Source organism: Streptomyces stoeckheimensis (assembly GCF_045822005.1).
Classification (GTDB): domain Bacteria; phylum Actinomycetota; class Actinomycetes; order Streptomycetales; family Streptomycetaceae; genus Streptomyces; species Streptomyces stoeckheimensis.
The window spans coordinates 118556-130481 of sequence record NZ_CP169553.1; the positions used below are offsets into that span (position 1 = coordinate 118556).

At 66.7% G+C, this 11926-nt stretch carries 7 protein-coding genes and 1 pseudogene; 2 read left to right on the forward strand and 6 right to left on the reverse strand.

Going from position 1 to position 11926, the window contains the following annotated elements; genetic code table 11:
• Positions 1-174: 174 nt before the first annotated feature.
• Positions 175-1077, reverse strand: a complete 903-nt coding sequence (locus ACE1OC_RS43255; RefSeq protein ID WP_407842170.1) for a hypothetical protein — start codon at positions 1075-1077, stop codon at positions 175-177.
• Positions 1078-1548: 471 nt separating this feature from the next.
• Between ACE1OC_RS43255 and ACE1OC_RS43260 the strand changes: the two are divergent.
• A pseudogene (locus ACE1OC_RS43260) lies at positions 1549-2829 on the forward strand (IS256 family transposase).
• A gap of 2450 nt (positions 2830-5279) precedes the next feature.
• On the opposite strand, the gene ACE1OC_RS43265 reads toward ACE1OC_RS43260, so the two are convergent.
• From ACE1OC_RS43265 to ACE1OC_RS43285, 5 genes are all read right to left on the reverse strand, one after another.
• On the reverse strand, positions 5280-5744 hold the full coding sequence (locus tag ACE1OC_RS43265; RefSeq protein ID WP_407842171.1) for a hypothetical protein: 465 nt from the start codon (positions 5742-5744) through the stop codon (positions 5280-5282).
• The gene (locus ACE1OC_RS43270; RefSeq protein WP_407842172.1) at positions 5744-6196 is read right to left on the reverse strand and encodes a hypothetical protein; all 453 of its coding nucleotides are present in this window, start codon (positions 6194-6196) and stop codon (positions 5744-5746) included. Before ACE1OC_RS43270 ends, ACE1OC_RS43265 begins: the two co-directional genes overlap by 1 nt.
• 738 nt (positions 6197-6934) lie before the next feature.
• Positions 6935-7195, reverse strand: coding sequence for a hypothetical protein (locus ACE1OC_RS43275; protein ID WP_407842173.1), 261 nt, complete (start codon positions 7193-7195; stop codon positions 6935-6937).
• 312 nt (positions 7196-7507) lie between these two features.
• The gene (locus ACE1OC_RS43280; protein WP_407842174.1) at positions 7508-8950 is read right to left on the reverse strand and encodes a hypothetical protein; all 1443 of its coding nucleotides are present in this window, start codon (positions 8948-8950) and stop codon (positions 7508-7510) included.
• Positions 8943-9494 (reverse strand): sigma-70 family RNA polymerase sigma factor, encoded by a 552-nt coding sequence (locus ACE1OC_RS43285; protein ID WP_407842175.1) that lies wholly within the window; start codon positions 9492-9494, stop codon positions 8943-8945. Before ACE1OC_RS43285 ends, ACE1OC_RS43280 begins: the two co-directional genes overlap by 8 nt.
• 345 nt (positions 9495-9839) lie before the next feature.
• Here ACE1OC_RS43285 and ACE1OC_RS43290 point away from each other — a divergent pair, with 345 nt between their 5' ends.
• Positions 9840-11243 carry a hypothetical protein gene (locus ACE1OC_RS43290; protein ID WP_407842176.1) on the forward strand — a complete coding sequence of 468 codons (1404 nt, stop codon included), beginning with the start codon at positions 9840-9842 and terminating at the stop codon, positions 11241-11243.
• The last annotated feature ends 683 nt before the right edge of the window (positions 11244-11926 follow it).

The window sequence follows — 11926 nt, forward strand, 5'->3', positions numbered from 1 at the left end:
CTCGATAGACGTACTGATTTCTCCTCCTAGGGGAGTTTTCGGGTTTCCACGTAGACGGCTCCCTGCTGGAACAGGGGGCCGTCGCCTTTTCGCAGGCGACGGCCAGCGCCGCGCCCGTCCCGGTCTTGCGGACGGGAGTCTTGGGGCCGGAGGCGTCACGCGCTCCGGTGGCGCTCACGGTGCGGCCGACGCCTCCGCGAGCACGGGCATGCTGTCGGCGAACCGGATCGCGGTGCGGGCGATGCCCTCGGGGGTCCATGCCGCCGCCGCGGCCTCCCGCTCCTTGTTGTTGACGTTGAGGTCGAAGGGAGCGGCGAGGGCCCAGCGGATCCGGGTGCTCTGGCCCAGGACCGCACGGCCGTCCAAGTGCTGCTCGGAGAGGTACGGGTACACCAACCTCTTCTCCTTCAGCTCCTGGATGCCGCGCCCGACCGTCGCGGGCGAGATCCCGTACCAGAACGCGAACTGCTTGTCCTGCCGCAGGACGAACGAGGTTCCGCGCAAGCTCATGAAGATCAGCAGCATCGCCTTCGCCGGCATCGACAAGGTCCGGTAGTAGCCCTGCTCCCAGTAGGCGAAGGGCACCTTGAAGTAGATGTCCTTGCGGGAGCCCGTCGGGTCACCCATCGGCACCGTGTACGGGTCTCCGGAGCCGTCCTCCAGGAGCTTGGTGACCTTGGTCATCCGGCCATCCGGCGCCGTGCCGATCAGCTTCATGTCCTTCAGCTTGGCCAGGTGCCGGGAGACGGCGGCACTCGCGGTTCCGTCCGTACGGAACGAGATCCCCGCAGCGCGCGCCCACGTCTCGGAACGCTGGGTGGTGCCCCAGCTGGCGCGGGCGGTGACGCAGTGGATCAGCAGCAGGAGCTCCAGCCGCTCCTCGCTGCGCAGCAGTCGGGGAAGGGGGCCCGGCTTCGTGACGACCCGGGTGCCCGACCCGGGGCCGGGGTCCTGGACGAAGGCGCGACGCAGCGGGACGGCGCGCCCGGAGCGCTTGGACTGCTCCAGCAGCATTCGTATCGTGTCGTCTCGGGAAACGGCCTTCTGCCGCCTGAGCACGGTGAGTTCGGTGGTCACGGACACCACTATGCCGTCGATACCCGCCAGACCGGTGGGTACTTCGGGCCGGGCGCCTACCCCTCAAGACCGCCCAGACGTGTTGAAGCAAAACTTAGCAACACTAGTACGCCGATATGAGACCTCAGATGGCCCGAAAGCCCAGGTCGATGCCTACTTAGGGCCCCTGAACCACCTCTGTTCAGATTGTGATCTCTGTCGATTCCGGTGCCGTCACTTCGACAGCTCGTCTCGTCACTCCGTGCTTGGTGGGCGACGGCCGAGCCCGGGTTGTTCCCGCCTTCTGCCCGCTGCCGGGCATCGGCTGCGCCAGCACCGCCAGCCGGTCTCGGACTGTGCGGAGCATGGCGGCGGCCCTGAACCCCACCGAGGGGTTCAGGGCCGCCGCCATGCTCCGCACAGCTACGCGGTGCGCGGGTCTGTACGGTCAACGGTGGATCTTCGAGCAGGAAGTGACACCTGATGACAGACGTGACCGTGTCGGCGGAGTCCGTGGCGGAGGTGCAGCCGTCCGGGTTGGCGCCGGATGTTCTGGATGACCAGCTGATCAGTCAGTTGGTGGACCGGGCCAAGGCCGACGGGATCAAGCTGACGGGCCAGGGTGGTCTGCTGCAGCAGCTGACGAAGAGGATTCTCGAGTCGGCTTTGGAAGGCGAGATCACCGATCATCTCGGGCATGAGAAGCATGAGAAGGCCGGCTCGGGCAACACCCGGAACGGGACCCGGTCCAAGACGGTGGTGACCGAGGTCGGCCCGGTCGTACTGGAGGTCCCGCGGGACCGGGAGGGCTCGTTCGAACCGCAGATCGTCAAGAAGCGGCAGCGCCGGCTGACGGGCGTCGACGAGATGGTCCTGTCTCTTTCGGCCCGCGGCCTGACCCACGGCGAGATCTCCGCTCACCTCGCGGAGGTCTACGGCGCCGAGGTCTCCAAGACGACCATCTCCACGATCACGGACAAGGTGATCGACGGCATGAACGAATGGCAGAACAGGCCCCTCGACTCGGTCTATCCGGTTCTGTTCATTGACTGTGTCCACGTGAAACTGCGGGACGGGAAGGTCGCGAACAGGCCTCTCTACGTCGTCCTGGCCGTCACCGTCGACGGCACCCGCGACATCCTGGGCCTGTGGGCCGGGGACGGAGGCGAGGGCGCCAAGTACTGACTCCAGGTCCTCACCGAGATCAAGAACCGCGGCACGGAAGACGTCTGCATGGTCGTCTGCGACGGGTTGAAGGGGCTGCCCGACGCGATCGGAGCAGTCTGGCCCCAGGCGGTCACACAGACCTGTGTCGTTCACCTCCTGCGGGCGTCGTTCCGTTACGCGGCCCGGCAGGACTGGGACAAGATCTCGAAGGCGCTCAAGCCCGTCTACACCGCCCCGACCGAGGACGCCGCAACCGAACGCTTCCTGGAATTCCAGGAAGAATGGGGCCAGAAGTACCCGGCGATCGTGCGGCTCTGGGAGAACGCCTGGGCCGAGTTCGTGCCGTTCCTCCAGTTCGACACCGAGATACGGCGGATCGTCTGCACGACGAACGCGATCGAGTCCGTGAACGCGCGGATCCGCAAGGCTGTCCGAGCCCGCGGACACTTCCCGAACGAGCAGGCCGCCATCAAGTGCGTCTACATGGCCATCATGAGCCTCGACCCCACCGGCCAGGGACGTAAACGCTGGACCCAACGCTGGAAGGCCGCTCTGAACGCCTTCGACATCACCTTCGACGGCCGGCTCTCAGCCGCCCGCCGCTGAACCCAACAACCCCAAAACCACCGTTAACTTTACGGACCCTACCCTCGTAGCCTCGGAAACGAGGATCAACGTGGGTGCCAATTCCCATGGCCTCACCAGTCCCTCATGTCAGGGAACACACCGGATCGTCCGACCTCGGCGAGAATCAAGCACTGGGTGAGCTGGGCAAAGGACAGGCAAAGCGCTTCGATACCCGCAGGCCACGAAGCGTCCGACCCGCACGTCCGGGAATCGACCGACCACCCTCATGCAGGCCGCCCGTACCGGCTGGTCGGACCCGCACGTCCGGGAATCGACCGATCGAAACGGCCCTTGAGTTCGAGTTCGGGGCGTCCGACCCGCAGGTCCGGGAATCGACTGATCTCCTTCAGCCGGCCACTCGATTCCCGGGCGTTCGTCCTGCAGGTCCGGGGATCGACCTCTGGTCCTGATTGGCGACCAGCAGCAGTTGTACTCCGTCCCGTAGATCCGGGAATCGACCGGTTCTGGATCAGCTGGAGGAGTGGGACTTCACGTCCGTCCCGCAGGTTCGGGAATCGACCGATGGTGGGCGAGAAGATCGCCTCGGTCTTCAGGTTCGTCCCACAGGTACGGGAATCGCCCGTTCATCACGTTTACCTCGCTCGGTGAGGGGACGTCCGTCCCGCAGGTCCGGGAATCGGGAATCGCTGTGGAAGCGGTTCGCCGAGGCCACGTTGAAGCGGTCCGTCCCGCAGGTCCGGGAACCGCCGGGCGTTGGAGGTTGCGTTTCGCCGGCGTCTGTTGTCCGTCCCGCAGGTCCGGGGATTGCCGGTCCACCGGCCGAGAACGGCGGATGGACTCCGCGTCCATCCCGCAGGTCTGGGGATCGACTGTACTGCCAGCGCTTCCACCGGCAGCGCGCGCTGTCCGTCCCGCAGGCCCTGGAATCGACCGATCCGCACAAGCGAGATCGCGAAGGGCGAGACCTCCGTCCCGCAGACCCAGGAATCGACCGTCGCCCTTGACCACCAGGGCCACCAGGGCCACCAGGGCCACCAGGATGGTGTCCGTCCCACAAGCCCGGGAATCGACCGGCTTCCTGGAACCCGCGTGGGTGGTGCGGGCGTCCGTCCCGCCGGCCCGGGAATCGACCGGCGCGCGAGGCCGCGGCCGACGTCTACGAGAGGTCCGTCCCGAAAACCACATACGTGTCCGTCTCGTACGCCCGGGAATCGACCGCCGGAGTTCAGCTCCCCCGGGATCGTGGGCGTGTCCGACACGCAGGTCCGGGAATCAACCGAGCGTGCCTTCGCCACTGTCGAACATGGTGTTGTCCAACCCGCAGGTGCGGGAATCGTCCGACGGATCTCTTCTACGCCTGGGAGAAGTTCTCGTCCGTCCCGCTGGTTCGGGAATCGACCGCTCGGCTACTCGCTCGGTGACGTCACCAACTCATCCGCCTCGCACGTTCGGGAATCGACCGTGCGCGGGCAACATCGGCACGATCGTGGGCAAGTCCGTCCCGCAGGCCCGGGAATCGACCGGTGGCCACGACGGGCGTGTAGCCCTGTCGGGTGTCTGTCCCGCAGGCTCGGGAATCAACCGTGGGAGGTCCAGCTCGTCGTCAGCTTCGAGCAGTCCGTCCCGCAGGCCCGGGAATCGCCCGCCGAAGCTGGAGCCGCCCGAGCGGGTCGACTTGCCCGTCCCGCAGGCCCGGGAATCGCCCGTCGTACCCAGGGACATCGGCGTGGACGGTGAGGTCCGTTCCGCAGGTCCGGGAATCGCCCGAGGTGTTGAGCCTGGTAGGCCCACTTCGAGATGTCCAACCCGCAGGTCCGGGGATCGCCCGTACGGCAGCGTGCGCGGAGCCATTATGTCCTCGTCCGTCCCGCAGGTCCGGGAATCGACCGGTGATGATCCCCTATGGCGTTTCCAACGCGATGTCGCTCCCGCAGTTCCAGGAATCAACGGGTCGCGGCCACCGTGCTCCACGGCCCCGACGAGTCCCTCCCGCAGGTCCGGGAATCGCCCGGCCGAGGACCGGGCCCTGTTCACCGCGGAGTGGCCCGTCCCGCAGGTCCGGGGATCGCCGGCGGCTGGCGGTGCTGCTGTGTGACCACTTGACGTCCGTCCCGCATGTTCGGGGATCTCCGGTCCACCGGCCGAGAACTGGGCGGTCCATCCCGCAGGTGCGGGGATCGTCGGTTGAGGGCCCACTCGGCGAGGGTCAAGGCCTGGTCCGTCCCGCAGGTCCGGGGATCGCCGGGCCATAGCCGGGGCCATGCTCTTGCCGACGCCGCCCGTCCCGCAGGTTCGGGGATCGCCACCACTACGGTGTTCCGGTTCCGGATCTTGCAGCATCCGGCCCACAGGTCCGGGAATCGACGGATACACCCGGAGGACTGCCCTTCCTGTCCCGTGCGCGGGAAAGGCATCGGGGCGACACCCAACTGGGTGTCGCCCCGACCGCCGGCATTTCTGACCTTAGGTCAGTGGACGCTGCGCAGATGGCCCCTGGCAGCCGCTGGCTTGCTCGCCTTCTTGCGCGCCTTCTCCTCTTGGTAGAGGGCCAGGCGTCTTTCGTACTCTTCCTCGAAGTGGCCGACATCGAGTCGGTCTTCCGGAGCAAGCGCTGCCAAGGCTGCGCGCCGGTCCTGCTGCGTGAGGTAGCGGGCCAGCATGGGGTGGATCTGAAGCTTTCCGCGGCCAATGACGAACACAAGTCGCGAGGCGACGAGGTAGGGCATCGCCCGGCTGATGACCCCTCGGTCAAGGGCGAGGCCGGTGGCGAGTTCTTCGTGAGTGGCCCGGACCAAGCCACCGGGCTGCTGCTGGCTGAGCATGTACAGGAGCATTTTGTAGCCGGTGGGCGGCAAACTGGGGACGTAGGCGAGGCCCGCATAGGGGTCGTCCTGCGGCATGGGCCACCGTGGGGCGGCCGAAGCGATGCTCATCACTTCCCCTTCCTCTTCTGCCGGGGTCCCTCCGGCAGCTTGGCGTCAACCTGCGCCATGGCCTTGAAGGCGTCCGGCGCCTTCGGATCCTCCAGGATGTCCTTGAGGAGGTCCAGCTGGTGCACCCGTTCCGGCGTGCTTCCAGGGACTTTACGCTTCCCCTCCGCCGGCGGGCGTACGCCCCCGCGCAGCGCCGCGGAGGGCACGATCTGGTAGACGCCGCGCCTGACACGGCGGAGGACTCCGTCTTCCAGGAGCACTCCCAGCGCCCAGGCCACGTGGGAGCGGCTGTAGCCGCTGCCGATCGTCTGACCGATCTGCTCCTGGGTCTGCTCGATGTGCCCCCCGACCTCCTGCAGTCCGATCATCGCGACCAGGACGGCCAGGACGAAACGGTCTTCGGCGTCGCCGTAGCGGCGTACGGCCCAGAGCATGAAGGCGAGGGAGTCCATGCTGTACGAGCTACCGATGAACCCGTTGCTGGTCGCCAGCGGGTAGAGGTGAGCACCGTACCCGGGCGGGAGGTCGAGGTTCTGGCCCCGTTCGGACCGCGACCTGGAGGGTGCCGTAGGCGTCGCAGGCAGCGGCCTGCGGCGCTTCGCCGGCCGCGGAGGCGGAATGGGAACGGGCTCGTTGGCTGCACTCATCGTTTCGGTAGGCCCCTCGTTGTCCTGGTACGCGTGAGCAGGCTAGTGCACTGTTGCAGTACTGCCACGTTCAACGTGCCGATACCGCAACTGAACTTCGAGAAACGTCGGTACTGGGCCGACGCTTCTCCTGCCCTCACCCAACGGCCGGGACGTCACCGGATACCTCACCACGGTGATCCTCACGGCGTTACAAGACGGGCACGATCGCACTCACCACTCACCACTCCTCACGTAGCGCCGCTGAACGGTGGTGAGCTGATGTCCTGGCCCAGAGGGCCCGGACGCAGAAATGCGCGTTACTTGAGCCCACTGCCGTGTGAGCGGGTGGCAAGGGCGCCGGCTGACCGAAGAACACATCCGCAGGACGACATCCGCCGGGGGCATGCCCTCATTTGGGGGCGCCTTGGGGCCCGGCCGTGTCGCCTCGGGAGCCTGGGCCCTTGATCGGACATGAAGACCTCCACCCGCCCGGTGCTGACTGCGGCGGCGGTGCTGGCCGTGGTCTAGGCCGGACGCGGGCGGGGTACGGAGTGTGGCGGGTCACCTGCGGTGGCGGTACCAGCGCCAGAGGAGTCCGGCCAGCAGCAGGTAGAGACCGGAGGCGGCAATGCCGACCTGGAGGGGGTCGGCCCAGGTGGGGTAGATCTTCACGATCAGTGTCGTTGCGCCGGCGACCACCGTGCCGCCTAGGACCGCGCAGACCGTGACTCGTTTCGAGGGGAGCGTCGGTCGGATCGTCACGAACGCGGCGTCCGAGTTGTCGCCGGTCGGCTGCTGCTGTCCGTTCACCGTCGTAGACATGTGTAAGCGTCCTTCGGTCCGTGGATACCAGGACTGATTGGCCCGGCAGAGGTAATACGGACGGGGCTGGATTTTGTTACACATGTGGCCTGCGAGGCTGAGAGGACTTCCAGGGAGGATACGCGCCGATCTTCGGACGGCCGTTGCCAGATCTGGGCCCGACCGGGCCCCCCGGCACCCCACCGGCGGCCCGGCTGGGCCGATCCGGCGTGTTCCGAAACGCAGAAATTGCCATGCGGCCCTGGCACGGAAAAAGTTTCAAAGGATATCAACTATCTGATACGTGACCGATTACACGAATTGAAGAGGTAATTAGAACCCAGATTCGATGGGCGAGCGATCTCCTCCCAGATATGCGTGCAGTGTTGAATGCCAGAACTCCTTAACCTGCGGAAGATGCTCCTTGGCCGGACTCAGCCGATCAGGCAGAGCGAGGTAGAGGCCTACCGCCGCGTCATCGGTCGGCGGCCGCAGACGCTCGGCGACCCCGGAGCCGTCCACCACCAGCACCGCGGCGGGTGCCGGCGGCGCAGCCCGCTCCGGCACCCGCCTACCACGACGGTCGGGACGCCGCACGCCACGGGCCTCCTTCTTCCGCACGTACTCGCTCCTGCGTGCCGAGTACAACGCCGAGTCCTTCGCGGGCACACCAAGCTTTCGTCGAAGCACCCGCTTCTCCTCGTCCGTCCACTCCTCGACGTCCGAAATCTCGTCGGCAGCGGGCGGTTCGGCGTTCCGGTCAACCACCGCCCAGCGTTCATCGCCCTGCTCCGCGACGCCGAGGAAGTTGATCAGAACGAGCAGTGACTCACTACTGGAGACGCCCTCGCAGAGGAAGACGATCCTCAGACCGGGGGCCTTCACAGGCGAAACGGGCGGCTCCCAGAGGCGCGCCGTCACCTGCTGATACCCCCCAGGGGAGGGAGCCTTCGGGGTGTCCGGCCAGGTCGCCGACTCCAGCGACACCAGGTCGGCGTCGGTTCCGTCTGCGCGCGCTTCCGAGCGGTACTTGAGCTGTGTGAACATCTGGGCCGACGAACCGCCGTCGTACACGATGTCCATGTCGTCCGCCGAATCCTGGCTGGCGTCCCACAGATTCAGGGCGACGGAAAACGGGTCCCACTTCGTCGTCCACTTCCACGCGCCGCGACCTCGGGGAAGCAGCCAGCGCTCGCGCGCGGCGGCCAAGGCCATGAGGTCCGCGCTGTCCCAGCAGTCCGCGAGCCAGTCTCGGAGGTGGGCCGAATCCCACCACGTCAACGAGTCGCTACCGCGTGCTCGACGGATCTTTTCAAGCGGCCGTGCCGGACCGTAGTGCTTCCCCGAAATCGAGGCCCCAGAATTCAGGCGCCGCCAGTAAGATTCCTTAGCGGCGACTCGGGCGGGCTTGTCGAGGCGCGCCCTATCCTCCTTCGAACCGTCCCGATCGAGGGATTCGTCCTCCGGATACAAAGTGACTGCCTGGCTCTCCCGAGCCGGAACGGCTGGCAGATCTCCAACCACATCGGCAAAATGCCTACGCAGTTCCTCGGTCGAGTAGGTTGGGCGGGGATTTTCGCTCCTCCACCACGCCCCAACACGCTCCACCAAGGCACTGACGCCGTCAATGTCAATCTCGTCGTCCAGGAGCGGCATAGTAGAAGTAAATTCCTGCCGCGCCGACCCGTCATTCATAATCTCGGCTCCCTTATCGAACGTGGCGAACTTCCGAACCGATACGGGTTCTGTGTTCTCGGAAATAGAATCCTCACTCACTTTCGCCCCTCCAGTCCGGGTTCATCGCCCGCGCGATCTTCTTCATAAGCCGATGCCGGGCGACGCGCTCGTTGACCGGTGTGACGTCGAGGGCGCCTGCCATTTCCGCCGGGGTCCAGCCCGCGAGCATCATGTCCAAGTGCTCCTGATCGCGGTCCTTGAGCCCCCGCCTTACCTCCGCCAGGAGGAGCCGCTCCTCCTGGAAGACGGCCTCCTCCTCCGGCGACCGACCCGGCGCCGCCAGCTTCCGCATCGACTCCGCGGCCTCGTCGAATGAATCGACGGGATGCATTCTCTTGTTCTGGAGGGCATCATCGGCTCGCCACAGGGAACGCCGATACCAGTACGCGACCGGATTCGGAAGCGTGTCCCAGGCTGGAAGTAATTCACGCAATGCGTTCTTGACTGCATCCTCGGCATCCATTTTCTGGAAATCTCGACGACTCATCACAAAGGACACGATGCGCTCGAAGTGAGCCTTGAAGCATTCCTCGGGAGAGGGGTGTGGCCCGTGAAATCCCTCCGCTGATACCTCTTCACTCACAGCTCCTGGCTCCCGATGTTTTCCCCGACCCCTGCGACGAGGCCCCAGCGGGGTGCCGGTCGGCCACCCTGCACACCACAGACGACGGTGTCCCCCGGTTGTTACAGCCCGGCGGCAACTTCTTCACCGGCATCCGCAGACGGGCGTCCGCCGCACCTGGCGGTGGCCAGTCGCGGGCTCCTCCGCAGGGGTGAATCTTCCCTCACGTACGCGAGCGCGGATCTGGCGGTGCGCCTCCAACTCCCCACAAAAGAAGGGCTATTGACAACAAACAGGATGTTCCGGGATCTTTCGGGCCTGACCCGGTGTTCGGGTCGCCGCGATGTGCGATTGGAGAGCGTTTCGATGTCGAGGCAGCAGCGTGAGGTGTACGACGAGGGCCAGGCGGCGAGCTGGCTGCGGGTGCCGGTGGCCGCGTGGCGGTGGGCGGCGGGGTCGGGCCTGATCCCGCCGGCGGACGCGGGCGCGGGGCAGTGGTCACGGGCGGTGGTGGAGGCGACCGACGCCGAGCAAGTGCGGGCGGCACTACGCGGGCCGGTCGGTGCGGGGTGGGCGGCAGAGCGGCTGATGCAGGCTCTTGGGCTCCCGCTCCCGCTGCGCCGCTCGCGGGTGACGGCCGCGGCGGTCGGCTACCTCGTCCGAGCCGGCCTCCTGGCCTACCTCGGTGGCGAGGTGGAGTTCCCCGAGGTCCATCCGGACCAGGTGGCTGCGTTGGCCCGCCGCCGGGACCTGCCAGCCCTCCTCGACCGGCATGTGCCGCTCGGTCCGGACCAGGCCGCGGTCCGGCTTGGGGTGCGCAGGGCGGACTGGGATCACGTGGTCCGGCTCGCCTGGATCACCCCGACCGGCACGGCGACCGTCGAGTTCGGCCGCGCGGCCGGGGGCAGTGTCGAGGTCCCGCTGTTCTCGGCAGTGGACATCGCCCTGCTGCCGGTGGCGCGGCCCTTGGTGGACTGGCGGGAGGTGCGACGGACGGGACTGGGCCGGCGTTCCCCGCTCGCCTCGTTGGCCTCCCTCGCCGCGGGCGAGGACACGGTGACGCTTGCCGAGGCCGGCCAGATCGCCGGGGTGAACCGGGCCACCACCGGGAACTGGAGTCGTCGCCTGCCCCAGTTCCCGAACCCGGTGGTCGGCACGGAGAAGAGCCCACTGTTCGACCGAGCCGCGGTGGTCGGATGGCTCCTTACCCACGGCAAGATCACGATCCCCGCCCCGCCGTCCGCGGCCACCATGACTGTGCTCGGCACCGGCGGCGACCCGCACACCGTCCGGGTGGACTACCCGCGGCTGATCCTGGCGGACGACGCCGAGGGAACGGACCGGCTGTCCGGGTGGGCGGCCGAAGGGGACGTGGAGGCTTTGGCGGAGTTGGGGGAGGCGCCGTACGGGATGACCATCAAGCGACTGACTGCCGTGGCCGGGGCCGCGCCACTCGCGGTCCTGGGCGACGTCCGGGTATCCGAGCGGTCGAGCCCGGCGGCGGGCCGGGCCTGGATCGAATTGTCCTGGCCGGCCCGGGTGCGGGGTAGCGCCAACTCTGCGGAGGGGGTTGTCCGGCACGGGGTGACGTACGTGGGCCGCGGGGAGGAGTGCGTGTGCACGCTGCACGACTGCGGCGGCATCGCCCCGGTGCTGTGGTGCCCGGAGCACGGGGGCATCGCGCCCCGGATGAAGTGGCACCCCGGAGGCGGCATCCGGTGCAGCGATCTGACCCGGGGACGTTCCGTACGGGCAGCCTCGACTGGCTGAGACCAGTTGCGGCAAACCGTACGGCTCTGGTCGCTGCTCGCGCTGGCTGAGTACCGTGCACGCAGTCTTGCTACCCGGCCTCGGGATTGTTGCGTTTCTGCTACCAAATCTCTTTGGCCTGAGGGTTCCTGACGGCTAGTTCTGTTGCGTTTCTGACACAGAAGCCCATGGATGTGTCAGTACCTGCTGACGGACCGCAAGGAGATACGTCAGTGCTGTACCGACGTATCTCCGAGGTCCCACCCTCTTGACCAGGTAAAACGCGCCCGCTTCCCTCTTAGAACGTGGTTTCCTGACCGTCACCCCCAAGCCGGCTTCCCGGGACTTGTCCTCTCTGTTCACTGCAGGTCGGGCCCATGTCAGCGCCTGACGGGTCGTCTGACGGCCTTTGAGTCCCCTGGGGCAGTCTTCTGCGACCCATGGGTTGTTAGGCCCTCAGGGGGCTTTGATGGCTTTGTCCTCGAGGGCGCCTTGGTACCTGACCTCCTGCGTTTGGAGGGCCAGTTCCAGAACCATCGGAAGCATGGGGCCTCACTTCACCAGGTTGATCGGTTCGTCATTCTCCTTGTTTTCATGAGCCTATCTGGGCTCCAGATTGAGTCAGGCACTCAGTTAGTGCCAGCTTGGCCCCGCATCAGCGGTACCTTATGGCCTGGAGGCGGAGCCGGAAGGAGCTTGGGTGG